Genomic DNA, 26,097 nt, shown 5'->3' with positions numbered 1-26,097 from the left:
TTAGTTTTCCTCGAAATTACGCTGATGTAACTGGAAATACGCACCACGCTTTGCTATCAATTCCGCATGTGAACCATGTTCAACGATACGCCCTTGATCCATCACCACAATACGGTCAGCATTTTCAATGGTCGATAAACGATGTGCAATCACAATCGTTGTCCGATTTTCCATCGCGGTATCGAAAGCACGCTGAATAAAATATTCAGACTCATTATCTAAAGCACTGGTGGCTTCATCGAGAATTAAAATTGGTGCATTTTTCAGAATTGCGCGTGCAATCGCAATACGCTGGCGTTGTCCACCTGACAAATTCAAGCCTTGAGCACCCAACTGAGTATCATAGCCCTGTGGTAAAGCCATAATAAAGTCGTGTGCATAAGCTGCTTTTGCCGCTGCAACCACTTCTTCATCTGTCGCATCTTGCAATAAGCCATAGGCAATATTTTCACGTACAGTCCGATTAAATAAGACCACTTGCTGATTGACCATCGCAATCTGTGAACGCAAGCAATTTACTTCAATTTCATCAATTTGATATTGATCTAATCGTAATTGACCAGAAGTGATTTCTTGGAATCTCGGTATAAGGTTAACCAAAGAGGTTTTCCCCGCACCAGAGCGCCCTACCAATGCTACTGTTTCCCCAGATTTCACCTGCAAGTTAAAATCTCGAATGGCATGATGACCATCGGGATAAATCAAATAGATATGATTAAACTCAATATTGCCTTTGAGCTTAGGCGTCAACGTTCCGGTATTTTTTTCTTCTGGCAAATCAAGAAGCTCAAAAACCGAGTGAGCTGCGGCCATACCCCGTTGTAGTTTTTCATTCACATCCGTCAATGCCTTAATCGGCTTGCTGAGCATACCTGCCGCAGTGATATACGCGACAAACTCACCTGCCGTCGTGTCTCTTAAAATTTCTGGACGTAAAGCAATCCACATGATGATGGCCATGGCAATTGACATAATGAACTGCACTATAGGGCTGTTCATCTGTTGTACCACCACCATTTTTAAACCACGCTTTAAGTTTTCAGTCGATGTTGCTTTGAATCGATCCTGTTCAAAGCTCTGCCCACCAAAACCTTTCACCACGACATTGCCATTGACCGTTTCTTGCACCACATGGTTAACATCCCCCATGGTGTCCTGCACTTGTAATGACAATTTACGCATACGTTTGGAAGCTTTACGAATAAGCAACCCAATTAAAGGAGCAAAAACCAGAATAATTAAGGTAAGACGCCAATTGGTATAAATTAAATAACCCAACAAGCCCAAGGTAATTAAACCTTGCTGCACAATGGTTTTTAACGATTCAGAAGAAGCCGCTGTCAGCTGCTCCACGTTATACATAATTTTGGAGGTAATATGCCCAGTGGTATTATCTAGGTAATATTGAGAAGGTAAACGCATTAACTTTGCGAATACCTCTTGACGGATATCGTAAACCAGATTTCTTGAGATAACCGCAGTGAAATAGCCCCCAATAAAGGAACCGACCCCACGGAAAAACATTAACAATACGACTAAAAACGGAATCAAGTTTGTAAAACCTTGATCCCGATGTTGGATTGCTGTAATGATTTTTTCTAGCAACTTTGCAATAGATACTTCGGTTGCCGCGTTAATAGCAAAACCAATGACGATTAAAATCGCTACGCCCCAAAATCGCTTCAGATAACCCAGAAGACGTAGATAGACCTTGAAATCCTGATTCACTAATAACCTCGAGATGGTACTTTGGTACTGATATTAATATTGACAAAACCGAGTTGCCCAGCAACATCCATCACTCGAATAACATCTTGATGAGTTGCTTTCGCATCTGCTGCAATGACAAACATTAAATCACGTCGTTCGTTAGAAATCTGTTTAATTGCAGTACTCAGGTCTGCGACTTCTTTACTTGACAGTGCCTGACCATTAACTGCGTAATGTCCCGAAGCATCCACAATCACTTCAATCTTCTGATTGTATTGCTTTGGCGGTACACCTTGAGCATCTGGCAAGGTCAGGTTCATACGACTAAATTGATTAAATGTGGTCGATAACAGCAAAAATACCAAGATAAACAATAAGCAATCTATCATTGGTGTCAAATTAATATGAATATCTTCAACTTGCTTACGCTTGAATTTCATATTCCACCTTAACCTGCTTTACGAAGTTCATGCTCTTCAACAGCAGAGTGTTGGTAGAAAAGTGCTGCGTGGAATAATGTAGATTGCTGCTCTAATTCAGCCACATATTCCTGAACCAAACGTTGAAAATAACGATAAGCGAACAACGCTGGAATTGCAATCAGCATACCCGCTGCAGTGGTAATGAGTGCCTTAGAAATCCCTGGAATCATCATGGTCGGATTACTATTGGTACCAACATCAATCACCAAAAAGGATTCAATAATACCAACCACAGTCCCCAGCAATCCTAATAATGGTGCAACTGCACTGAGCGTACCCAAGAAATTAATGTTCTTTTCTAAATAGCCAATTTCTTGAGATGCCGTTGCTTCCATTTGTGCGCGTGCATATTGTTCAGACTGTTTTCGACTCTGCAAACCAGCAAGCAAAATACGCCCTAGACTGCTATTTTGCAGTGGATTACTTTGTTGTAATTGCTGAACAACCTGCTGAACATCTTTTCCACCAGTTAAAAACAGCGCTTTTGGCAACACCATAGCTCGCTTCAATCGAACAAAACGCTCAATGGCAATTGCGACCGTAAAAATGGAACACAAAACCAGCGGAATCATTAACCACCCACCAGCTTTTACTAATTCCCACATTATTCTTCCCCAAGAATTTTTAAAAAAATTAATCAGCTAAACAAATATTCAAAATACCATCCAACTCATCTAGGGAATGATAATGAATCACCAGTTTGCCTTTACCCTGCTTATTATGATCAATTTTAACATCTGCGCTGAAACGTTCAGATAAACGCTGCGTCAGCTGTTGTAAATCTGATGCCACTTCCGATTTGGCTTTTTCGGTCTTTGGTGCCGTTAAATCACGCACCAACTGCTCTGTTTGACGTACCGATAAACTCTTCGCGATCACCAACTCAGCAATTTTTAATTGTTCTTTTGCTTTCAAGGTGAGGATCGCACGCGCATGCCCCATATCGAGCTGGCCTTGCTGCATAAAATCTTTAACTGGTTCAGCCAAAGTCAATAAACGCAATAAGTTGCTCACCGTAGTTCGTGCTTTACCGACCGTATCGGCAATTTCCTGATGACTTAAACCAAATTCATCATGAAAGCGCTGTAAAGCCAGTGCTTGATCAATCGGATTCAAATCCTGACGCTGAATATTTTCAATCAACGCTAATGCAATGGCGACTTGATCATTTAAATCACGCACTAAAGCAGGAATTTCAGTCAAACCTGCTAACTGTGCCGCACGCCAACGACGCTCACCCGCAATAATTTCATAAGGATGAGTTTCATCCGCAATGGGACGAATCACGATGGGCTGCATTACACCATGCTTCTTGATTGAAGCGGCTAATTCTTGCAAATCATTTTCTTGAATAAAGCGACGCGGTTGATACTCGCCACGTTTCAGCAAATTAACATCAATTTGTTTTAGCTGACCATGATCCAAAGCTTGCACTTCAAGTTGTAGTTTTTCTTTTTGGATTGACCCAAGTAAGGCATCCAAACCACGACCTTTGGCAAGTCCGCGTTTTTTTAAGGTCATGCTTTACTTCCTTTTTTCACTTTGCTTTTCTTTAACAATTCAGCCGCCAAATTTAAGTAAGCAACTGCACCCTTGGAACTTTTCTCAAAATAAATAATTGGTAAACCATGCGCTGGGGCTTCAGCCAAACGAACATTACGCGGAATTACTGAATCATAAAGTTTTTTGCCAAAATATTGCTCGAGTTCTGCAGAAACATCACGGGTTAAAGCATTACGCCCGTCGTACATGGTACGCAGCACACCAACAACTTCTAACTCAGGATTAAGTGCCTGTTGAATACGGTCAATGGTTTGGGTCAAATCTGCCAAGCCTTCCAGTGCGTAATATTCACATTGCATAGGAATAATGACTCCATGAACAGCCGCTAAGGCATTCACGGTAATTAAGCTCAGGCTTGGTGCACAATCAACAATAATATAATCATAAGCATGATCAATGCTTTGCAAAGCATCACGCAAAATAAACTCACGACCTTCTTGCTCGGCAATCGCTAACTCTACCCCAGCCAAGTCACGGTTTGCGCCAAGAACTTTATAACCAACTTCTGCTTTGGTGATTGCTGTTTCAATCGGCACTTCACCTAATAATACATCCGTCACCGAATATAAAAGGTCATTCTTTTGAATGCCTGACCCCATCGTGGCGTTACCCTGCGAATCCATATCCACAAGTAAAACTCGTTTTTTCAGCACCGCTAGCGATGCTGCCAAATTAACTGCGGTTGTGGTTTTTCCTACGCCACCTTTTTGGTTCGCAATCGCAATAATTTGAGCCATGGTAACCCCAGTCCTTCGAAAAATTAAATCTGTTTCAATAACAATAAATGGCGTTGCTCATCTAATCGAGGAACTTTTAACTCGATAATTTCACAACTATATTCATCTTTTAATGCAATAATTTCATCTTCAGGAATCAGCCCTTTCATCGAGGCAATAATGCTGTTCTCATGCATATATGGTTGAGATGCTGTGACAAAATCAGTCAGTGAAGCAAAGGCACGACTGGTAATGACATCGAACTGTCCTAAATCACGAATACTATCTTCATCTTCAACACGTGTTTGTACTGCGATCACGTTTTTTAATTTTAAGTCAGCAATAAACTGCTTTAAAAAGCGAATTTTCTTACCGTTAGAATCTAACAAAACACAGCGACGTTCAGGTTGGCATAATGCAATGATCATGCCTGGCATACCACCACCTGTACCAATATCGAGCAAACGACCTTCAGGTAAATCCTTCAGAATGCTAAGGCTATCTAACAGATGCTTCACCAACATTTCTTTGGGATCACGAATTGCGGTTAAGTTATACGCCTTATTCCAAAGAACCAAAGCGTCTTGGTATTTGAGTAATAAATTTAAAGTCTCGTCACTGAGCTCTAAACCTAAAGCCTGACTACCCTGCTTTAGTTCTTGAAAAAACGTGTGCATATACAATTAACGTCTCGAAAATATTAGGTGAAGTATACCGATTTATCCATGAAGTCATAGTAGCTTGTGCTTAGTGAATATGCACTTAAGCGTACATGCCTTGTCGAATCTGCAAATCTAGGGCAGATAAACGCTCTGGCGTACCGACATCGACCCAAGATGCCTGCATTTTTTCTGCAGAAACACGACCATCCAGCATGGCCTGTTTTAATAAAGGTGCCAATGGACGCTTACCATTTTCCAAACCAGCAAACATCTCTGGGTGTAATACGGCTACTCCACTATAGGTTAGGTCTTCGCCCTGTTGCTCCTGTTCAAAGGTATAGGCACGCCCATTCGCCAAAGTGAAATCACCCTGTAAATGCTGTGGAGGATTCTTTACAAACACCAAATGCGCCAAATCCTGATTGAGTTCGACATCAAGTAATGAGGCAAAATCAAAAGTCGTCCAGACATCGCCATTGACGAGAATAAACGGCTCAGTTCCCAACAACGGTAAAGCATTAATAATGCCGCCTGCGGTTTCCAAACCTTCCTCTTCGCGTGTCCACAAAATATTGACCCCAAATTGCGAGCCATCACCCAATGTACCAATCAGCACATCGGCCAACCACGCAGAATTGATAACAATCTCGGTCACACCAATTTCTTTGAGTTTTTCGATGTGCCAAACGATCAGAGGCTTACCACCTACTTCAAGTAACGGTTTTGGCTTATAAAGCGTCAAAGGACGCATACGATTACCCAATCCCGCAGCTAAAATCATGGCTTTCATGCAGCAACAACCTCGTATTTGCCATATTTTTGTTCAAATTTCGGCATTACTTTAACCTGAATGAACTGCATAAATGGTTGTAGTTCTGCATAGGACTGGCTTTCTTCCAGCAAATACCACATCACACGTGGTAAATCTTTGAGATAACCCGATTTGCCATCACGCTCAAACAGGCGCACAAAAATGCCTAAAATTTTAATATGACGCTGTATTGCCATTAAATCTGCATCGCGCTTGAATTGCTCAAAATCACGCCCTTCTTTAGCTGAAGCTGGCAACAAGTCATAAAACACTTTAAACCAACCATATACACGCGCAGGATCCCACTGCACATAAGCATCCCGTGTAATGGAGATCAGATCATAGGTATCCGCACCAATCACGGCATCCTGAAAGTCGATTACACCTTGCTCTTGCTCATCTGCCAAAAGCATTAAATTACGACTATGGAAATCACGGTGCACAATCACTTGAGGCTGCGCCAATGCTGAATTCGCTAAAATCGCAAATGTTCTTTTAATTAGGGCAGACTCTTCATCCGTAGGTTGAATCTGTAAACTTGGCAATAACCAATCAGTTAATAATGACATTTCAGCGAGCAGCTTCTCATAGCAATACGCTGGGAAATGCCCTTCACCATTAATTGACTGTAATTGAATCAACTGTTTAAAACTTTGCTCATAATGCGCATCAACCGTGTTGTCATCTAGTTGTGTTGACAGTAACACATCACCAAAATCTTCCAACAATAAAAAGCCTTGTGTTAAGTCTTTGGCCACAATACGTGGCACACGCACGCCATGTGCATCAAAAAATTCATCAATCGACACAAAAGGTACACAATCTTCTTTCTCAGGAGGTGCATCCATCAACATAAATGTTTTATTATTCAAATTGATTCGTGCATAACGACGGAAGCTAGCATCGCCTGCTAAAAAATTAATTTCAAATCGATCTGAACCAAGTACAGATGTAATCCAAGTTTGTATCAATTGTTCACGTTGTGTATTCATTTGCGATAAATTCTAATACAGGCTGAGTTTTTAAAGTACTAAGTGTAGCCACTTATCAACTTTTTCTCTATGATGCGACAATAATTAATTGCGATTAAGCATACTTGGTTAATGATACAAATGAAGCATCAGTTTAAATTCAATCCTTTAGCGACTGCTATTTTCAGCCTCTTATGTGGAAGCTCGATTACGGCATACGCCGATACATCTAATACTGTTTCATCCCTAACCAACGAGCAACTTAAAGCAAGCATAAAAGAAGCCTATGCAGGGCAACACTTCTTTGAACAATATTATGTGGATAAATCCGCACCTGAAGCACAACAACGCCAAAGCAAATCCCTGACTGGTGCATATTGCCAAGGGGCTTGGGTGACACCTATTGCCACCAATGCTGAAACAACAGATCCAAGCAAAGCCACTTCAGTAGTTACTGCTGATTATGGACATTATGATCCAAATGGCGATTCAGTGCTTGAAGGCAATGTGCTGATTGACCAACAAGGTCGCCAAATTCGTGCCGATAAAATTACCATTGATAAGACTCAGACCTATGCCAATGCGCAAGGTCGTGTGCAAATGGCGCAAGCTGGACTGCTCGCTCAAAGTGACCAAATTAACTACAACCTTAAAACACAGCAAGGCGACCTAAGCAATAGCTATTATATTGCTGAAGAACAGCATGCCCATGGTCGTGCAGAAAAAATCGCCCGCACTTCTGAAAGCGTCGTGGTTTTAAGCAATGCAACCTATAGCACGTGCCCACCTGAACAAAAACCGACATGGAAAATTCAAGCGAACAGTATCGAACTTAATCAGGATACTGGTCGTGGTGTCACCAAAGGTACCAAACTCTATGTCAAAGATGTGCCCGTTTTAGCGGTTCCGTATTTCAATTTTCCAATTGATGACCGCAGAACCACAGGGATTTTAACCCCTGGTTTTGGTTATACCAACGATGGCGGTATTGAATTTTCAGTGCCAGTTTATCTCAATCTTGCCCCTAATTACGATGCCACTTTAACACCACGTTATATGAGTGATCGTGGTGCAATGATTGATGCTGAATTCCGCTATTTAACGGAAAATTTTGGAGGGGGTAAAATCTGGGGTGGTTATTTACCTTCAGATGAAAGCTATGAAAATCAAGATCGTAAAGACTTACATGTCTTACATCAATGGCAAATCAACGATAGCTTTTCAACCAATCTGGAATATAACTACGCATCGGATAAAGACTATTTTACTGACTTAAATAACAATCCTAACACTAAAACAGACTTAAACCTGCGTCGTGCTTGGGAGCTGAATTATAAAAATGGTGTTCCAGGACTTACAGCACAATTAAAGGTCGAAGATTTCCAGACTTTGGATAAAACCGTATCTGATGAAGACCGTCCTTATGCACGTTTACCACAATTCTTACTGACCTATAAAGGCGGTAATCCGCAAGGTTTCCAGTACGAGTTTAATAACGATACCGCTTACTTCAAGAAAGATATTAATAGCACATCTTCAGCCACTTCTGAGCCGAGTGGTACGCGTTTCTACAATGATTTCGCCGTTCGCTATAACTACCTCAACCAATGGGCCTTCGTTATCCCTGAAGTTTCAGTACGCAGTATCAACACCTTCTATGATCAGGACACGATTACAGCTCAGCAAAACCAGACGACCAGTGTTAGCAATGCAGACCAAAATAAATCTGTGGTGGTACCGCAATTTAGTTTGGATGCGGGCTTAATTTTTGAAAAAGATGGTAAATATCTTCAAACCATCACCCCACGTGCATTTTACGCGTATGCACCGTATGAAAACCAATCCGACTATCCAAACTTCGACACGATTAGTGCTTCGATTAACTACGATCAGTTATTTAGTTCAAGACGTTTTTACGGGCATGACCGTTTAGAAGACAATAATTTCTTGTCTTTAGGTTTAAGTTACAGCTTATTTGATGAAATTGGGCTTGAGCGCTTAAAAGCTAGTGTTGGGCAAAGCTTCTATTTTGATGATCGCCGCGTCACTTTAGATGGCACAACAGACGAGCTAAACACAGAAACCCACACAGGCCCAATTATCAGCCTATCTAGCCAACTCTCAGAGCACTATCGCCTAAGTGCCAACTCAGCTTGGATGGCGAATGGTGATAATGCCCAACGTGATATTCAGCTTTACTATATGGGTGATCAAGGGAATGTGTATGGAGCTGGCTATTTCTACCGTAAAGAAATTGCCAATCGCCAAGATAAATATGACCAATTTGTTGCATCATTTATACAACCCGTTCACAACAACTGGCGTATTATGGGGCACGCTCAATATGACATGGATAACAATGTTGCACGTGAATACCTACTGGGTGTGAACTATGAATCTTGCTGCTGGGGACTCTCTCTCTACGGACGTTCATACTACAACGACTTAGATGATGTTAGTGATTCAAGTGTTAAACCAAAACGTGCTTTCATGGCGGAAATTAACCTGAAAGGATTGGCTGGTTTCAACAACAAACTTGCATCCATGCTTGAAAATCGAATTTTAGGTTACGATCGTATTAATTAATTTGGACACGATGTTAATGAAGACAAAACAGTTAAAACAATTCTTTAAGGCGACTGCGCTTGCGATTGCCCTCTCTTCATCAATGCCGACTTTTGCACAAACATCAGATGAAGTTGTTGCAGTGGTCGACAATAGTGTCATCTTACGAAGTGATTTAGAGCAAAGTGTCGCTGAAGTAAAACATCAACTAGAAGCACAAAAAAGACCTGTTCCGCCCCAACAGTATTTGGAGCAACAAGCTTTAGAGCAATTGATTATTCGTCAAACTCAACTTGAGCAAGTCAAACGCTACAATATTAAAGCAGATGAAAAAAGTTTAAACGAAGCCGTTTTAAAAGTTGCCAATCAATCAGGTGCCACCTCACTAGAGGCTTTCCAGCAAAAGCTCGATAAGATGGGACCAGGTACCTATGATGCTTTACGTAGTCGTATTGCTGAAGATTTAGCCATTAACCGCTTACGCCAACAAGTCGTGATGTCACGTATTAAAATTAGCGACCAAGATGTTGCTAACTTTTTAAAAACCCCTCAGGGTCAAGCAGCGTTAGGCAGCCAAGTGCATGTAATCCACGCACGCGTATCAGGTGATACTAATGTCGAAGCGGTAGCCAAACAAGTTCGTAGTGCATTAAGCAATAGCAATGATATTAATGCTATTAGCAAACAATACAGCAGCAAAGATGTGACTGTAGAAGGTGCTGATATGGGCTTCAGAAATCTCTCTGAAATCCCGACAGAACTCGCAGCACGTGTAACCCCTTTACAAGTGGGACAGACCAGTGAGCTAATCACTGCACGTGATGGTATTCATATTATTAAGCTTTTAGAGCGTAAAGGTTCTGAGCAGAAAGCCATTATTCCGCAATACAAAACTCGCCATATTCTGATTCAACCCTCAGAAGTGGTGAGTCCTGATAATGCAAAACAAATGATTGATAGTATCTATAATCGTCTAAAAGCCGGTGAAGACTTTGCTGTACTCGCAGCAACCTTTTCTAACGATGCAGGTTCTGCACGTGACGGTGGTAATCTTGGCTGGGTAAGCCCAGGTGTTATGGTGCCACAGTTTGAAGAGAAAATGAAAAGTACTACAGTCGGTCAAATTAGTGAACCCTTCCAAACGCAGTTTGGTTGGCATATTCTCCAAGTGACAGATACACGTCAACAAGATATGACCCAAGAGTATCAAGAGCGTATGGCCCGCCAAATTTTAGGTGAGCGTCAATTTGATACCGAATTAGACAGCTGGTTACGCGAAATTCGCAACAATGCGTTTGTCGAAATTAAAGATCCAAGTTTAGATCGTAAAAATAACAAGACTTCATAAAGTAATTTTGTTTTTTATGAAAGCCAGTCTCCGGACTGGCTTTTTTTATGGCTTAGACAGCACATTTGAGTAATAGCTTTACATCATATTTTTAGACATAAGCCAGTTAAATAAATGGTTCTTTTAAGAATGCCATCACACGCAGGAATAAAAAAAAGCCTCTCATATTGAGAGGCTTTTCAAGCAACCATCAATTAACGATTGTTATCGTCTTCTTGAGAGTCATCAAATTTAGTTTCGCCATCAAAACCGCCTTGACCACCAAAGCCAGCGCCTTGACCACCAAAGCCACCTTGACCACCAAAGCCGCCGCCTTGACCACCAAAGCCGCCACCTTGACCACCAAAGCCACCTTGACCACCAAAGCCACCTTGACCACCAAAGCCACCACCTTGAGCACCACCAAAGCCACCGCCTTGACCGCCACCAAAGCCACCGCCTTGACCGCCACCAAAGCCACCGCCTTGACCGCCAAAACCAGCACCTTGAGTGCCAGCAGGAGCGCCAGCAGGACGTGGATTACGTGCAGGAACAACCGTAGAAATCGCATGCTTGTAAACCATTTGGCTTACAGTATTTTTTAGTAAAACAACATATTGGTCAAAAGATTCAATATGACCTTGTAACTTAATACCATTTACAAGGAAGATAGATACAGGAATACGTTCTTTACGGAGAGAATTCAAGAACGGATCTTGCAAAGTTTGACCTTTAGACATGTTATACAACTCCAAAAATATTAAAAATCAGCGCAAAAAACTATCTTTATTTTTCAATTAAAAATTATAAAAAAGACAGTATGTAAATTTTGCTTTATCCGTAACAGTTTCGCAAGTCTTCTTGAGCCTGCTTTATTGTTAAATATGTTTTAAATTTATGCGACTGTTGCAAAGATCTTAACCAAGTATATTGACGTTTCGCAAGTTGTCGTGTCGCAAAAAGGGCTTTATCCTCCATTTCTTTCTTATTTTCGAGACTTTTGTCGCTTTTTAATAAAAAATCTAAGGCTTGTCGGTAACCTACTGATCGCATTGAAGGTAAATCATCAGATAGATCGTATTTTTCAATTAGGGATTCGACCTCATTTAAAAAACCGATTTCCCACATAATTTCCAAGCGTTTTTCAATTCGCTTATGCAATTCTAACCGATCTGGAAGCAAAGCATAATTATGAAAAGTGTAACGATATGGTACATTTTTAGGCTGCTCTGCTTGTAATTGTGTAATCGGCTGCCCCGTGATCCGAAACACCTCAAGCGCACGGATAATTCGCTGCTTATCACTCACTTTGAATTTCTGCCCTGCAAGTGGGTCAACCGCACATAACGTCTCGTAGACAGCTTCCCAGCCCTCACGTTCACCCTGCGCTTCAATTTCTGCACGAATTGAATAATCGGCGCTAGGCAAATTACTCGATAAACCTTCTAACAAGGCTTTGAAATAAAGCATAGTGCCACCCACCAAAATTGGTGTTTTGCCCTGAGCATGAATTTCATCAATCAAGTGAGATGCATCTTCGACGAATTGCGCAGCAGAATAGACTTCTAGAGGGCTGATGATATCGATCAGATGATGTGGATATTGTTCCTGCTCCGCTTCACTCGGCTTGGCAGTACCAATATCCATATCGCGATAAACCAATGCCGAGTCGACAGAAATCAATTCGAAATTGCCCTGTTCATATAACTCACATGCTAAAGCCGTTTTACCGCTGGCTGTAGGTCCCATCAAATTGATGACAGGCAATTGATTCGACATTTAAATTTACTCTCCTCGAGCAAAAAGTTTATCTAGCTGAGCCAGTGGGAAAGCGCGCCATGTTGGTCGCCCATGATTACACTGACTCGCAAATTCGGTTTGCTCCATTTGACGAAGCAACGCATTCATTTCGGAAAGACTTAATAAGCGATGCGCACGTACAGCACCATGACAAGCCATCCCTGCCAAAATCTGATCACGCTTAAGCAGCAATCCACGCACTTCATCATTCGGATCTAAATCATTGAGCAATTCAGGAATTAACGCAGAGAAATCCGCCTTATGTAGGATTGCTGGTACACCCCGTACAATTACCTGCTCATCTCCATATTGGTCAATTTCCAATCCTAGACGCGCTAGGGGGGCTTTTAAATCTTCAACGCGCAGTGCTTGCATACGATTGACACTCACTACTTTCGGAATCAACAATTGTTGCGATATCCAAAAATCAGGGTTATCCCAAGCCGATTTCATTTGCTGCAATAAAATTCGCTCATGTGCAGCATGCATATCCACAATAATCAGACCCTCTGTATTTTGAGCCAGAATATAAATGCCATGTAACTGCGCAATCGCAATACCTAAAGGATGTTCATCCGTTTTGGGAGCAACATCGTTTTTCGCTATTTCCGTCGTAAATTGGTTGGCGGCTCTTAAAGGAGCAAGATAACTTTCTAAGGCTGCTCGACTTGACTGTGGTGCATTTGCATGCACTTGATAAGCCTTGGTTTCCTGCCCGACATAATGTACTGATTGCGGCTGCGAAGATTCAAAATCAGTCAATAGCCCTGCAGAGGCGGGGTTTACAGCCTGCTCCACGACCCGATGCAATTGAAACTGCTCTTGATAACGTGGTTGTTGAGTCTGTATTGGGCTAGAAGATTCAACTTTCAAGGCTTGTGCCAAATCCGCGCTCGCGGTTTGAAACTGCGCCAAGGTTTCTTTAGCAAAATGGCGAACGAACTCATGGACTTCACGTTGATTCAGAAAACGAATTTCATGCTTGGTCGGATGGACATTCACATCAATATTTTCAGGGTCAACTTCTAAAAAAAGCAAATAGGCTGCGTGTTGATGACCATGTAGAATCCCTTCATATGCCATGCGCAAGGCATGTGAAATGGTTTTATCTTTAACGATCCGTCCATTCACGTACACGTACTGCAAATCTGCTTGCGCGCGCGCATCGGAAGGATGTCCCAACCAGCCAGTCAAACGCATATTGACGCTATCAGCATCAATCCAGTAGGCATTTTCAGTAAATTGACGCCCCAGTAGCTGCTGTACACGCTGGAAACGCAATGCACCACTATCAGCCACAGGTAAATTTAAACGGATATTATTGTTATGCTCGAGTACAAAGCGAATATCGAAATGAGTAAGCGCCATACGACGCACAATTTCTTCGATATGACCAAATTCAGTACCGGGCTTTTTGAGAAATTTCCGACGCGCAGGCACATTAAAAAATAGATCCTGCACCCGAATTTGTGTCCCCTGTTGCGCAGCAACGGCTTGAATCTCTTGATGCTGAAAGGCGGTACCATTGACTTCAACCTGATAGCCAACTCCATCCTGAGTTTGACTACTGGTTAAGGTTAAGCGCGAAACAGCCGCGATAGAGGCGAGTGCTTCACCACGAAAACCCAAACTCACAATCGCATGTAAATCTTCAGCCGTTTGAATCTTACTGGTGGCATGTCGCATGACGGCCAGTGACAAGTCTTCGGGATGAATTCCACGACCGTTGTCTATGATTTCAATCAGTGTGCTTCCACCCTGTTCTACCCGAATAATCAACTCGGTCGCCCCTGCATCAATGGAGTTTTCTAATAACTCCTTAACGACCGATGCAGGACGCTCAATCACTTCTCCCGCAGCAATTTGGTTGGCTAAGGCAGGATCAAGGGTCTGAATGCGACGCAATGCGAGTTCATTCTGCATGCTTAAAAGCCTGTTCTAAAACTTGAAGCATATCCGCTGATTGAAAACTAAGCGTTGCTTGACGCGTAAGTTCATCATCTGATTTTAAAATTTCAATGGTTAAATCTGCTGGCGGGATTTCATCTCCGCCTTTACTTGGCCATTCAAATAAAAATAAAGCATGCGGGGTATCCAAATAATCACGGATCCCCATTAATTCAAGTTCATAAGGGTCATTCAGGCGATATAAGTCAAAATGAAAAACCGCTTTCCCTTGAATCTGATAAGGTTCAACCAAGGTATATGTCGGACTTTTTACTGCACCTTGATGACCTAAATGCTGTAAAAAATAACGAGTGAATGTCGTTTTTCCTGCACCTAAGTCCCCAATTAAATAAACCACACCCTCAGTAAAAGATTGAGCAACAATTTGTGCAAGTTGCTGAGTCTCTGTTTCAGAGTTTAAGGGCAATTGAAATGAATACGACATATGACTCACGACATGATTCAAAAGTAGAAATATGATAGCATCGCCACGCTTTTAAAACCTATGCCATGCATACGAAATGTGTATTTTTAATACAGTACCTGCTTTACGCTAACCTATTGTGATTGATAACTTATGCCAACGCATGACTTTGTACCGCCCATGATTCGTGGTGTGACTGCCAGTAAACTGTATTTACCTGCACTGCAACCTGCACCTTTGTGTTTGTATGAGTATCTTTGTCAGGAATTTAGCCATATTTCAGCAACTGAGTGGCAACAGCGCTTTGATGATAAGTTGATTTATGCAGCGGATGGCACAATTTTAAGCTCCGACAGCCCATATTTAGCCAACCAACACATTTACTACTACCGCTTTCTGGCACATGAAATACCTGTGCCTTTTCAGCATCAAATCCTGTTTGAAAATGATGACTTATGTGTTGTTGATAAACCGCACTTTCTGACCATCAGCCCATCAGGTCAATATGTTCAAGAAACGTTGCTGGTTCGTTTAAAGAATCAAACCTCGAATCCAGATTTAACTCCGATTCACCGTTTAGACCGAGAAACTGCAGGGATTGTACTTTTTTCCAAACGTCCTGAAACTCGTGGCGCATATCAACAAATGTTTGCGCATCGAACGGTGCATAAAACCTATCATGCGATTGCAGCTTACCAGCCTCAGCTTGAATGGCCACGTACGCTTCAACTGAGAATGGAAAAAGGGCATCCCTTTTACACCATGCAAGTTACTCAGGGTGAAGCCAATAGTGAAACTGTTATTCACCTGTTAGAACACAATCAAACTTGGGCTAAATATCTGCTGCTCCCTTCTACAGGAAAACAGCATCAATTGCGCGTGCACTTGAATTACTTAGGTATTCCAATTCAAAATGATCCTTTCTATCCTGTGGTGCAGCATAAAGCTGAAGATGACTTTTCCCACCCACTTCAGTTGCTCGCCAAGCGCATTCAATTTCAAGATCCGGTTACTGGACGATCTATGGATTTTTCATCCAAATTTGAATTGACACTGTAATATGTTTGTCATTACAAATAAAGCTAGATTTCCATCTAAAAATATTGAAATTACAATCAAATTGATTAAAATGAAGGCTTAAATTTTAATCTTCAAATTTATAAAAATCATGAGAAAAACCGAAGTTTATCAAATTCGTCTTGATTCACAGGAAAAGAAACAGGCTTTTGCGGTATTTAAACAACTGGGTATTACACCGGCGCAAGCAGTTCGCCTGTTCTTCAAACAAGTTGTACTGACAAAGTCTATCCCCTTTTCGATTGAAAATCAGAATATCAATTTAGAGCAATTGATTAAATTAAGACGTCTCAAGCAAGAGCAAAAAGCAGCTGGGCCCATCACTGCTGAAAGCACTGACATTGTGAATCCTCAAAATATTGAAGACTATCTAGATGATGACCATCTAGACTTATTTGAAGAACTCAATGCAATTTTGGGTGAAAGTGATAAAAACTGAGCCTGTTGCATTTTTATACATAATTTAAATTTTTTCATTTAAAAACTTAGGTATGCTTCATGCAAGGATAATAAAAAAGCATGGAGCTATAAATGATTGTAAGAAAAGCGACATTAGATGACCTAAATCAACTTGCTGTTTTATTTGATGAATACCGTCAGTTTTATGGGGCTTCTTCTAATTTAAGTCTTTCTCAACAATTTCTAAAACAACGCTTTGAAAACCAAGAAAGTGTGATTTTCATTCACATTAAAGATGATGTATTTACCGGATTTATTTTACTATATTTAGGTTTCTCATCTGTTGCTTGCTCTACCTATTATATTTTAGATGATGTCTATGTGAGCCCCCGGTTCCGTCGGCAAGGCTCGGCTAAACAACTGATTGATACCGCCATATTATTTGCGCGCCATGAAAATGCTCTACGCATTAGCCTAGAAACCCAAAAGACCAATCGTGAATCACATCGTCTTTACGAAACCATGGGCTTTATTGCGGACGATGAGTTTCGGATTTACCACTGTTTCCTTAAGTAGTTTCGCGAGTTCGCGCCAACTCAATCTGTTCAGGATTTAAATACATCCATTCGCCTTGCTCTAATTCAGCACATTGTAATGCACCAATTTGTACGCGATCTAACTGCTCTACTTTATTGCCCACCGCAGCCAACATTCTTTTTACTTGATGATAGACACCTTGATGAATCGTCATTTGCAATTCACATTCTGCCAATTGCTTTACATCTGTAGCCGCAAATACCCCTTGCTCATTACGTAATTCAACACCCTGCTCTAACTGTGAAATCTGCTCTGCACTAATCGGGTCAGCCGTCTGCATACGATAGACTTTTGCCACATGTTTTTTCGGGTGAGTTAATGCCTGTAAAAATTGTCCATCGTCAGTGAGTAATAACAGGCCTGTCGTATCCTGATCCAAACGTCCGACACACTGTAAACCACGATTTAAAAGCACATCATCAAACAGATCAAACACACTAAAATGATGTGTGGCTTGATGAGAACATTCATAACCTGCGGGCTTATTCAGGGCAATATAGACCTTTTCCCGATATTGAAAGGACTGTCCGTACACCTCAAAGCTCAAGTCCTGTAAATTGAGTTTCTGCTTAGGATTATGCATAATTTCTTGGTCAATGCTCACGGCACCAGATTTAATCAACTGCTGACAATGCTTGCGTGAACCAAAACCTTGAGACTGCAACATTTTTTCCAAATACATTTTATAAAACCCAATCAATGACCCAAGCATTTTAAACAATTTTGCCAGCTCAGGCTTATTTTCTAGCTGTTCAGGTTAAAAAATCGCTACAATAGTTGCATTTTCACACATTCTCCCCGCTTAATTATGCCCAATATAGATTTGAATTTGATCGTACTTCTGGTTTTATTGGCTTGTGGTATTTTTAGCCATAACACTGCTGTGACGATTGCCGCAGGTGTATTGATTGTCTTTAAAATCACTCCTCTGAGTGAGTTTTTCCCATTATTACAACAACATGGTTTAAATATTGGGATTATTATTCTCACCATTGGCGTTTTAACCCCAATTGCCAGTGGTAAAATTCCAGGGGAAGCGATTCTAAAATCCTTTCTTAGCTGGAAATCTTTACTGGCCATTGCGATTGGGCTATTTGTTGCCTGGTTGGGTGGTCGAGGGGTCAAGTTAATGACCCATCAACCCAATGTGGTGGCAGGGCTATTAATTGGTACTGTAGCTGGGGTCGCCCTTTTACGTGGGGTCCCTGTCGGCCCATTGATTGCTGCTGGGGTATTATCGTTATTTATTGGACAATCTTAGTTGTGTAAACATGATAAGAGTGAGGATATTGCACTGCATAGCCTCACTCTTATCACATTCCCCAAAGCATTAAGATAAGTAGTACTGATGACGTTTTTGCGAGAACTTTTCGAGTTGCTTTAAAAAACCTTCAAAGTAATTTTTCTCTTTTTCTTCGGTTCGGTAACCTGCATATAAGGTACGGCGTAGTCCTGTGGCAGAGACACAATCTAAACGACGTGATGTCACCCAACCTTTCTGTTCATATTCATTCACCACCCAGTCAGGCAAGGCAGCTATCCCCCTGCCACTTGCGACCAACTGAATCAGCATTTGAGTTAAATCAGTGGTACGGATCTGCTTGGGTTGAATATTTGCAGGAAGAAACAACTTTGCCATGATGTCTAAGCGGTGTTTATCGACAGGATAGGTAATTAAAGTTTCTTCTGCCAATTCTTTCACTGTAATACGTTCAGCACGTACCAAGGGATGAGTATTCGACAACACTAAGCGTGATTCATATTCAAAAATTGGAAAATAATCGATACCGCTTAAAGCAATCGGATCTGCGGTAATGAGTAAATCAAATTCGCCATTTTGTAAAAGCTCATGCGGATTTGCCTCAAAGCCTGAAGCGAAATCCAGATCAACATCGGGATATTGCTGACGATATTGGTTCAGTAGTGGCATCAGCCAGTCAAAGCAACTGTGACATTCTGAAGAAAAAATAATCCGCCCAGTTTGACCATGCACAATACGCGTAATGTCGGTTTGTGCAATTTGAATCTGTGGCAAAACATCATCAGCCAGCTTGAGTAAGCGCTGTCCGACATTAGAAAAGGTCACTGGACGGCTACGGCGATTGACCACTTCCACACCATACCAATGATCAAGCTCTTTAAGCTGATGTGAAATTGCCGAAGGGGTCAGGCATAAATCATTGGCGGCGGCAACCAATGAACCATGTTCACGTAAAGCCAATAGTGTTTTTAAATGTCGAATTTCAAGCATGTTTATTTTAAATCCGCAAAAGGTCAAATCAGAAAGTGAGTCAAAAGAGTCATCAACTTTATGAATCAAAGCGCAAAATTAGGAGATCAATATCAAATCAGTGAACTGGCCGAATTTTCATAGCCTATTCATATGAACTGATTATATTCAATAAGTGAATTAATTTCATTTTATCATATAATTATTTAGTTTATTTCATATTTGCTTTTATTTCTTTATGGCTGCATCAAATGCAATCCATATTTAAATTCAGGCTCAGCAATGCAGCTGCAAACACACATTGTCGTTACCTCATTTAAAGTAAAACCTGTGCACTATTTTTTAGATGACGCTGATTGGAACAGCAAAAGCACCGCAGCGGCATTTTAACAGCTACATGACAAAGCTCACTCATGAAAAGGATGAACATAATTTGTAAGTAACCGCCTAAATCAACATAAGTATTATAAAAAAGTTAAAAATGACTCTCTCTGCAAAATCAATAAGTATTTGGACACTCATTCTTCTTTAACTTGGACGCTTTATTAAACGTATTCGTTAATTTTTGCAATGTTCCTCAGTTGGCAATGTGAAGGCCATGCCACTCACCAATGAGCTAATACGATTACTTTCAGCCATACGTTGCTTAGTATTCACCGACAGAGCATAGATGATCATTGTGTCCTGATACATTTTTTCAGGCTCAACTTCATAGTCAATTTTCGAAGCACAAACCATTTGCCTACTAACTTTGTGTGACGCTCTACGATAGACTTCACGATCATCACTAGCCAAAGTTAGCTTTCTTCGTAATTCTTTTGCATACTGCATATATACGCTAACAAATTCGGGGTTATTTCCATATTTGAGATTTATGTATCCCTCAATATCATCGCGCACACCATTACTGTTTGCATCAATCCCACCGATGGTTTTCGTTTTATCTTCATTTTTTAGGAACTTCGATGTTCTCACTTCTTTTAGTGAATTCTGAATACTTGGATTAAGAAGCGAGGAACAGCCCGTCAAAAGTATACTTAAGCAACTCAGTGCAATAACTGCTTTTTTCATAGGAATCATTTTACTTTTTTCATTTAAATTTCGTTTTAGATACAAAGAGTGTCCAATTAAAAGAAGAATCTATGTCCAGTACGATATACTATTAAGTGTCCAATTGGACAAGAATATACATCTCCCATCTAAAAGCTAAATCGCGAGATCAAAACACTTTAGACCAGACAAGATTTTTCAACTTTGGTCGAATCAATATTGCTGGATTGACTCGAAACAAGCCTCAAGCTCGTTCAGATTTAATGACAAAGCCGATTAATAAGTATAAATCCTTACTTTGATTAAGATTTAATTGAGCAGTTACGCTGATTAGCGCTAAGGACAATCTTCCAGCTATGATTCTATCAGGGATAAATATTGTATTTTCATGAGGACTTCATTTTATGCTCAATGCCAATCAAACTGGAATTTGAGTGTAAAACATGGCTGTAAAATTAATTTGTGTTTCACACACCCCGCTTTTGGACTTCGCTTCACCGCCAGCTGAAATTGAAGCTTCTGCACGTGCCGCCTTTTCACAACTTGCAGAACAGGTTAAAGCTTATCGTCCAACTTTAATTATTTCGTTTGGTCCAGACCACTTTAATGGCTTCTTTTACGACTTGATGCCAAGTTTTTGCGTGGGCGTACGCGCAAGCGCAGCAGGCGACTGGAACTATGGTCCAGCAGCTTTAAATGTCCCAGAGCCTAAAGCTTTAGCTTTGATTGAACATTGTCTAGCGCATGGGATTGATCTCAGCTATTCCTATCGGATGCAGGCCGATCACGGCATTACCCAACCCTTAGATTTATTCTGCGATGGAGCATTAGATCGCTATCCCGTTATCCCTATCTTTATTAATGCTGCTGCTCCCCCTATGCCACCAATCAAACGTGTAATCGCACTGGGGAAAGTGATTGGGGAATATTTAAAAACTCTGGATGAACGCATTCTCATCATTGGTTCAGGCGGCTTGTCACATGACCCTCCAACGCCACAAATTCAAACAGCCCCAACCGAAGTACAAGAGTTCTTGATTGCAGGACGAAATCCGACGCCTGAAGCTCGTCATAATCGCCAATCCAAAGTGATTGCCGTTGGACAACGTCTTGCCAATGGGGATTTGAGTGCCGCCCTACCACTTAATCCTGAATGGGACAAAGATTTGCTGCAACGCTTTAAACACGCAGATTTTGACTATCTGGCCCGCATGACCAGCGAAGAAATTCGTCGTGATGGTGGCCGTGGCGGTCAGGAAATTCGAGCTTGGATCGCAGCCTTTGCTGCATTATCGGCGTTTGGGGAATATGAGGCCGAAATTCAATACTATGAACCCATTCAAGAATGGATTGCAGGTATGGGGATGATGACTGCTGATCCAATCTAAATTACTTCTTTGAACCGAAAATCAGGCAAGTGTGTTATTATACTTGCTTCAGTCTATTACACCTTTTCCTTTTCTTAGCCCATGTCATAAGACATATCTCTTGCGTAGTATTACCTCTGCTTTATGTGACATTTACAGTTATTTTACAAAATATTTGATAATTCCAAGTACTTTACTCGGCTTATTTTTTAGCTTTCAATTATAATAACCAACTCTCCCACACCCACTTATATTGATTAAAATGACATCAATAAATACCAACCATTCTATCGATGCAAAGCCGGCTTATTCCTTATTTTGGGTGATTTTAGCCCTCGCGGTTGGCGGTTTTTGCATTGGTACCACTGAATTTGTCGCCATGGGACTGATTCAGGAAATTGCACACAACCTGCAAGTGAGTATTCCTATTGCAGGTCACTTCATCAGTGCCTATGCCTTAGGCGTCACGATTGGTGCACCTATCATTGCGATTCTTGCCGCCAAAGTACCTCGTAAAGCTTTATTAATTGGCTTGATGCTTTTTTATGGCGTAGCCAATGCCATGACAGCCTTTGCCACAAATTATGACAGCATGTTGCTCTCTCGCTTTATAGCAGGATTACCACATGGCGCCTATTTTGGTATCGCAGCCCTAGTCGTTGCAGAGTTTGCCGGAAAACAAAAACGGGCATCCGCTGTGGCTAAACTGATGATGGGCTTAAATGTTGCAACTGTGATTGGTGTTCCATTTGCCACTTGGCTAGGTCAGCACTATGGCTGGCGTGCAGGTTTTGAGTTTTCTGCTTCCATTGCTTTCTTAACAGTGGTTGCCATTGGTGTGTGCTTACCTCGTATGCCACAGCAGCAGAGCGCAAGTATTCGCAATGAACTGCAAGGGCTTAAAAATACGCAAATGTGGTTGACGCTTGCCGTTGGTGCGATTGGTTTTGGTGGGTTATTTTCCGTATACAGCTATGTATCACCTATCCTCACGGAATACACACATGCCCATATTCAAGTTGTGCCATTCGCTCTGGCCAGTATTGGTCTAGGTTTAGTTATTGGTGGACTGGTCGCAGGACATTTTGCTGATAAAAATTTAAATAAAGCAATTATCTGGGTACTGCTTTCTAATGCCAGCTCTTATGTGATTTGTGCCATATTTATCGGAAATTTATATACTGCTTTTGCTGCCTTGTTCTTGGTAAGTTTTAGCATTGCAGGTTTAGGGCCTTTACTACAAACCAGACTTATGGATGTTGCTGGCAACGCCCAAAGCTTGGCAGCCTCGCTCAATCACTCTGCTTTCAATATTGCAAATGCATTCGGTGCATTTTTAGGGGGCTGGCTCATTAGTCACGGTATGGGTTGGTTAGCCCCGATTTGGATTGGGATAGTTTTAAGTCTGGGTGGTTTGGTCATTTTATTATGGGCATTTCAGCATGAACGAAATTATCCAGTTGAAACACACATTTGCCAAGAATCTACTGAGCAGCCACTCTAAGACATCAAAGTGATGTCCAACCGATTACAGCAATCAAAGCACCATCCGCTTTTATTGCTGTATTTAGCCCAAATGAATATCGCTATTCAGGTAATTTTTTCCCACAATGTGGGCAATAAGCATACTGATCACGTTCTTGCCTCATGGATTCTTCTTTTTGCTCTCGAATCAATTGCAAAATAATATCTTGGGTCTGCTCACTGGTTAGCCCTACTTCTTTACGAATCTCTTCAATTTTTTCTTTATCTAAAATAAAGTCAATTTCACTGTGCTGAATTAACTCTCGAAAGCGCAATTCTAATTCTTGTTTGCGTAACTCCAATTCATTGGCCAAACCATTCGCCAAAATACCTGCGGGCAAAGCAGCTAAACCGACCCCTAAAATGGTGATTAAAGCGCCAAGAAAACGCCCCAACGGCGTGATGGGTGTCACATCCCCATAGCCCACTGTGGTTAAAGTTACCACCGCCCACCACATCGAGGCTGGAATGGAACTAAACACATCTGGTTGTACACGGCTTTCAATCAAATACACACCTGCAGCGGCCATAATGATCATGATGACCAAAATAAAAATGACCGCCTGAAAAGATCCCTTTTCTCGCTCAATCACACGCAGCAAAATTTGCAAAGAAACAAAATAACGGGTGAGTTTTAACAGTCGTAGCAATCGCACAATACGTAAGAAGCGTAAGTCGAAATGTACAAAGAAATTGAGATAGGCAGGTAAAATGGCCAATAAGTCAATGATGGCTCCACCACTAGTGACCCATTTCAGACGGTTTTTCCATGCTGATTCAAAGCTGTTGTGCTCTGCGATCGACCAAAATCGCAATACATACTCAAGGGTAAATACAACGATTGAAAACAATTCAAAATAATAAAAATAATGATGATAAAGCTCATAATATTTCTGAATCGACTCAATCAGTACCGCTGCCGCGTTCATCATAATCAGGGTGATCAAAAATAGATTCAACCCACGACTAAAACGCGTTTCATAGTCATCATTGTGCAAATTGTTATAGACAAATCTGCGAAGCGTATACCATGCCGTAAATTTCATCTTTAAACTGTTATTGTTATTCCATACCCAGCAGTTTAGCTGAACTTTTTAGCAAAGTAAGCAAGAATCTTGCCTGCCTACTTTCGCTATAACATGTTCTTATTCAATATAAAGTAATGCCAACCGCACTTGGTCATATGCCATTCTCGGGTTGGTCGCTTCCACAATTGGACGTAATTTAATTGCGCCATCATCGGCAAAATGATCTGGGCTTTGACGCTTTTGTAAACGTTTATAGATTTTACGCACTTCTTCGACAATTTCTTCTCCCGGATGGGCAACTGAAATATCTAAACCTTGTTCTTTGTGCAAACGCCCCAGATGATTAATGATGGTTGCAGGAGTTAAACCACGTTCCTGCGCAATATCTTCAATATCATAGCCCGATTCAAATAATTCACGAGTTTCATCCAAAGTGGCGGAAGCATAATTTTGCTTACCCGCATTGCGCGCAATTTTCTTTTCATTGCGTTCAATTTCGACGTCATTCAAAGTTCCACCACAATGACGGATAAAGGCCTTATGTTGTACTGTTAAATCTTGTAGTTCAAAATGCGTCTCTGCCTCTTCGGACAATTCCTGAAAACGGCGATCGGCTTTAATGGCCAAACTATCCAGCTCTAAAGCCTGCATATTAAAGCCAAGCAGTTTTAAGCCCTGTAATGACTTTAAACGCGACAAGGCCACATAACCTTGCCCTTTTTCAAAGGTATGGCTTAAATTAATTTCGGCGGCTTCCAAAGTCATCCCTTGCGATTTATGAATGGTAATCGCCCAAGCCAAACGGAGAGGAATTTGTTGTAAGCTGGCAATACTTTTTCCTGCATCATTGTCTACAGACCATGTTTCAGGCTCTACCAATAACACCGTTCCATCGGTGAGTTTAACTTTCGGCAAAATGCCGTGATCATCATCTTCTTCAAAGCCAATCACTTCACCTAAGCTGCCATTAATATAGCCCATGTCAAAATTGTTTTTGACAAACATCACTTTGGCATTTTTCTTTAAAGTTAAAGCTTCAGGTGCACGTACAGACGATTTCAAGGTTTCAATTAACTTGTCATTCCCGTCGCAGACTGCCATAAACTCATGACCTTGCTGCTCAATCGCATTTAAATGCTGAAAGTTAATCGAATCGACATCCATATTATGCGTGTACAAACGAGTAAAGGTTTCACCAATATCTTGTGTTCGCGTCTGCTCCAGCGCCTGTAAATGTTGCTGGGTAATACTTTGACTGCGAATGGCGTTAAGAATGTCATTTAAATAGTCATTGCCTTGACGGTGCTGCTCAGTCAGGTAACAGACCCGAAACTTGGCTTCCACCCAGGCTTCCGACATAAAGCAGAATTTATCGCGGTTAAGTTCTTCTTTTTTTCCGACCGGTGGTAACTGAAAGAAGTCTCCAGCCACAATCACCTGAATACCACCAAAGGCCTCTTCACTTTCTTTAAAGTACTTTAATACCTGATTGACTAAATTCAGTTGTTTGGCATGCAGCATTGAAATTTCATCAATAATCAACACCTGCGCATTTTCTAAATGTTCTTTTAAGTATTTGCGCTCTTTCATGCGCTTTAAGTCGTCGTCACTTAGGCTATCTTTAATGCCGATCCCCGCCCAAGTATGAATGGTCATCCCATTCATATGCGTGGCTGCAATCCCAGTGGATGCGGTAATGGCGACAGGAACTTTACGTGCTTTTAAATAATTGATGTATTGATTGAGGGTATAGGTTTTTCCTGCACCAGCGGAACCTGTAAGGAAAACATTTTCGCCAGCTTTAAGTAGCTTAAGTGCAGTTTCTTGTTTCATAAGACCATTCATCA

The 26,097-nt window shown here is 41.2% G+C and carries 25 protein-coding genes; 8 read left to right on the top strand and 17 right to left on the bottom strand.

The features are described 5' to 3' along the window. From msbA to ACX17N_RS09470, 8 genes are all read right to left on the bottom strand, one after another. Nucleotides 1-1,728, bottom strand: coding sequence for a lipid A export permease/ATP-binding protein MsbA (gene msbA / locus ACX17N_RS09505; RefSeq protein ID WP_458892332.1), 1,728 nt, complete (start codon nucleotides 1,726-1,728; stop codon nucleotides 1-3). Continuing rightward, on the bottom strand, nucleotides 1,728-2,150 hold the full coding sequence (locus tag ACX17N_RS09500) for an ExbD/TolR family protein (RefSeq protein ID WP_458892331.1): 423 nt from the start codon (nucleotides 2,148-2,150) through the stop codon (nucleotides 1,728-1,730). The genes msbA and ACX17N_RS09500 overlap by 1 nt, the downstream gene beginning before the upstream one ends. A gap of 8 nt (nucleotides 2,151-2,158) precedes the next feature. Then, nucleotides 2,159-2,797, bottom strand: a complete 639-nt coding sequence (locus ACX17N_RS09495; RefSeq protein ID WP_458892330.1) for a MotA/TolQ/ExbB proton channel family protein — start codon at nucleotides 2,795-2,797, stop codon at nucleotides 2,159-2,161. A gap of 28 nt (nucleotides 2,798-2,825) precedes the next feature. Beyond that, nucleotides 2,826-3,713 carry a ParB/RepB/Spo0J family partition protein gene (locus ACX17N_RS09490; protein WP_458892329.1) on the bottom strand — a complete coding sequence of 296 codons (888 nt, stop codon included), beginning with the start codon at nucleotides 3,711-3,713 and terminating at the stop codon, nucleotides 2,826-2,828. Next, on the bottom strand, nucleotides 3,710-4,492 hold the full coding sequence (locus tag ACX17N_RS09485; RefSeq protein WP_458892328.1) for a ParA family protein: 783 nt from the start codon (nucleotides 4,490-4,492) through the stop codon (nucleotides 3,710-3,712). Before ACX17N_RS09485 ends, ACX17N_RS09490 begins: the two co-directional genes overlap by 4 nt. 23 nt (nucleotides 4,493-4,515) lie before the next feature. Beyond that, nucleotides 4,516-5,148 carry a 16S rRNA (guanine(527)-N(7))-methyltransferase RsmG gene (gene rsmG, locus ACX17N_RS09480; RefSeq protein WP_458892327.1) on the bottom strand — a complete coding sequence of 211 codons (633 nt, stop codon included), beginning with the start codon at nucleotides 5,146-5,148 and terminating at the stop codon, nucleotides 4,516-4,518. 85 nt (nucleotides 5,149-5,233) lie between these two features. Beyond that, the gene (gene murU, locus ACX17N_RS09475; RefSeq protein WP_458892326.1) at nucleotides 5,234-5,923 is read right to left on the bottom strand and encodes an N-acetylmuramate alpha-1-phosphate uridylyltransferase MurU; all 690 of its coding nucleotides are present in this window, start codon (nucleotides 5,921-5,923) and stop codon (nucleotides 5,234-5,236) included. Continuing rightward, nucleotides 5,920-6,936, bottom strand: a complete 1,017-nt coding sequence (locus ACX17N_RS09470; protein ID WP_458892325.1) for an aminoglycoside phosphotransferase family protein — start codon at nucleotides 6,934-6,936, stop codon at nucleotides 5,920-5,922. Before ACX17N_RS09470 ends, murU begins: the two co-directional genes overlap by 4 nt. Before the next feature lie 120 nt (nucleotides 6,937-7,056). On the opposite strand from ACX17N_RS09470, the gene ACX17N_RS09465 reads away from it, so the two are divergent. Both ACX17N_RS09465 and ACX17N_RS09460 read left to right on the top strand, forming a co-directional pair. Further along, on the top strand, nucleotides 7,057-9,501 hold the full coding sequence (locus ACX17N_RS09465) for an LPS-assembly protein LptD (protein ID WP_458892324.1): 2,445 nt from the start codon (nucleotides 7,057-7,059) through the stop codon (nucleotides 9,499-9,501). 16 nt (nucleotides 9,502-9,517) lie between these two features. Beyond that, nucleotides 9,518-10,828, top strand: coding sequence for a peptidylprolyl isomerase (locus ACX17N_RS09460; protein WP_458892323.1), 1,311 nt, complete (start codon nucleotides 9,518-9,520; stop codon nucleotides 10,826-10,828). A gap of 194 nt (nucleotides 10,829-11,022) precedes the next feature. On the opposite strand, the gene hfq is transcribed toward ACX17N_RS09460, so the two are convergent. The 4 genes from hfq to tsaE form a co-directional block, all read right to left on the bottom strand. Continuing rightward, nucleotides 11,023-11,547 carry an RNA chaperone Hfq gene (hfq, locus tag ACX17N_RS09455; protein WP_458892322.1) on the bottom strand — a complete coding sequence of 175 codons (525 nt, stop codon included), beginning with the start codon at nucleotides 11,545-11,547 and terminating at the stop codon, nucleotides 11,023-11,025. 94 nt (nucleotides 11,548-11,641) lie between these two features. After that, nucleotides 11,642-12,586: a tRNA (adenosine(37)-N6)-dimethylallyltransferase MiaA gene (miaA, locus tag ACX17N_RS09450; protein WP_458892321.1), complete on the bottom strand. Its 945-nt coding sequence runs from the start codon at nucleotides 12,584-12,586 to the stop codon at nucleotides 11,642-11,644. A gap of 6 nt (nucleotides 12,587-12,592) precedes the next feature. Next, the gene (mutL, locus tag ACX17N_RS09445) at nucleotides 12,593-14,530 is read right to left on the bottom strand and encodes a DNA mismatch repair endonuclease MutL (RefSeq protein ID WP_458892320.1); all 1,938 of its coding nucleotides are present in this window, start codon (nucleotides 14,528-14,530) and stop codon (nucleotides 12,593-12,595) included. Next, on the bottom strand, nucleotides 14,520-14,999 hold the full coding sequence (gene tsaE, locus ACX17N_RS09440) for a tRNA (adenosine(37)-N6)-threonylcarbamoyltransferase complex ATPase subunit type 1 TsaE (RefSeq protein ID WP_458892319.1): 480 nt from the start codon (nucleotides 14,997-14,999) through the stop codon (nucleotides 14,520-14,522). Before tsaE ends, mutL begins: the two co-directional genes overlap by 11 nt. 132 nt (nucleotides 15,000-15,131) lie before the next feature. On the opposite strand from tsaE, the gene ACX17N_RS09435 reads away from it, so the two are divergent. The 3 genes from ACX17N_RS09435 (at nucleotide 15,132) to ACX17N_RS09425 (ending at nucleotide 17,030) form a co-directional block, all read left to right on the top strand. After that, nucleotides 15,132-16,037 carry an RluA family pseudouridine synthase gene (locus ACX17N_RS09435; protein WP_458892318.1) on the top strand — a complete coding sequence of 302 codons (906 nt, stop codon included), beginning with the start codon at nucleotides 15,132-15,134 and terminating at the stop codon, nucleotides 16,035-16,037. Between the two features lie 109 nt (nucleotides 16,038-16,146). Next, entirely contained in the window at nucleotides 16,147-16,494 is a 348-nt protein-coding gene (locus ACX17N_RS09430; RefSeq protein ID WP_458892317.1) for a type II toxin-antitoxin system RelB/DinJ family antitoxin, read from the top strand. A 92-nt stretch (nucleotides 16,495-16,586) separates the two neighbouring features. Next, nucleotides 16,587-17,030: a GNAT family N-acetyltransferase gene (locus ACX17N_RS09425; RefSeq protein WP_458892316.1), complete on the top strand. Its 444-nt coding sequence runs from the start codon at nucleotides 16,587-16,589 to the stop codon at nucleotides 17,028-17,030. Here the strand turns inward: ACX17N_RS09425 and ACX17N_RS09420 are convergent. Further along, the gene (locus tag ACX17N_RS09420) at nucleotides 17,023-17,733 is read right to left on the bottom strand and encodes a pseudouridine synthase (protein WP_458892315.1); all 711 of its coding nucleotides are present in this window, start codon (nucleotides 17,731-17,733) and stop codon (nucleotides 17,023-17,025) included. The genes ACX17N_RS09425 and ACX17N_RS09420 overlap by 8 nt on opposite strands. Before the next feature lie 126 nt (nucleotides 17,734-17,859). Here ACX17N_RS09420 and ACX17N_RS09415 point away from each other — a divergent pair, with 126 nt between their 5' ends. Then, entirely contained in the window at nucleotides 17,860-18,312 is a 453-nt protein-coding gene (locus tag ACX17N_RS09415; protein ID WP_458892314.1) for a DUF441 domain-containing protein, read from the top strand. A 69-nt stretch (nucleotides 18,313-18,381) separates the two neighbouring features. On the opposite strand, the gene ACX17N_RS09410 is transcribed toward ACX17N_RS09415, so the two are convergent. Then, nucleotides 18,382-19,302, bottom strand: a complete 921-nt coding sequence (locus ACX17N_RS09410; RefSeq protein WP_458892313.1) for a LysR family transcriptional regulator — start codon at nucleotides 19,300-19,302, stop codon at nucleotides 18,382-18,384. 537 nt (nucleotides 19,303-19,839) lie between these two features. Continuing rightward, nucleotides 19,840-20,352 (bottom strand): hypothetical protein, encoded by a 513-nt coding sequence (locus ACX17N_RS09405; protein WP_458892312.1) that lies wholly within the window; start codon nucleotides 20,350-20,352, stop codon nucleotides 19,840-19,842. Nucleotides 20,353-20,774: 422 nt separating this feature from the next. Between ACX17N_RS09405 and ACX17N_RS09400 the strand changes: the two genes are divergently transcribed. Continuing rightward, complete coding sequence (locus tag ACX17N_RS09400) at nucleotides 20,775-21,719, top strand: 3-carboxyethylcatechol 2,3-dioxygenase (protein WP_458892311.1); 945 nt, start codon at nucleotides 20,775-20,777, stop codon at nucleotides 21,717-21,719. 241 nt (nucleotides 21,720-21,960) lie between these two features. Next, a complete protein-coding gene (locus ACX17N_RS09395) occupies nucleotides 21,961-23,202 on the top strand; it encodes an MFS transporter (protein WP_458892310.1) in 1,242 nt (413 codons plus the stop codon). An 82-nt stretch (nucleotides 23,203-23,284) separates the two neighbouring features. Here ACX17N_RS09395 and ACX17N_RS09390 read toward each other — a convergent pair whose 3' ends face one another. Both ACX17N_RS09390 and ACX17N_RS09385 read right to left on the bottom strand, forming a co-directional pair. After that, nucleotides 23,285-24,268, bottom strand: coding sequence for an ion transporter (locus ACX17N_RS09390; protein WP_458892309.1), 984 nt, complete (start codon nucleotides 24,266-24,268; stop codon nucleotides 23,285-23,287). A gap of 99 nt (nucleotides 24,269-24,367) precedes the next feature. Next, nucleotides 24,368-26,083: an AAA family ATPase gene (locus ACX17N_RS09385; RefSeq protein WP_458892308.1), complete on the bottom strand. Its 1,716-nt coding sequence runs from the start codon at nucleotides 26,081-26,083 to the stop codon at nucleotides 24,368-24,370. Nucleotides 26,084-26,097: the final 14 nt, after the last annotated feature.

Source organism: Acinetobacter sp. GXMZU3951 (assembly GCF_054457875.1).
Note: the sequence above shows the minus strand (reverse complement) of the source record. Positions and strands in the feature narration are given on the sequence as shown.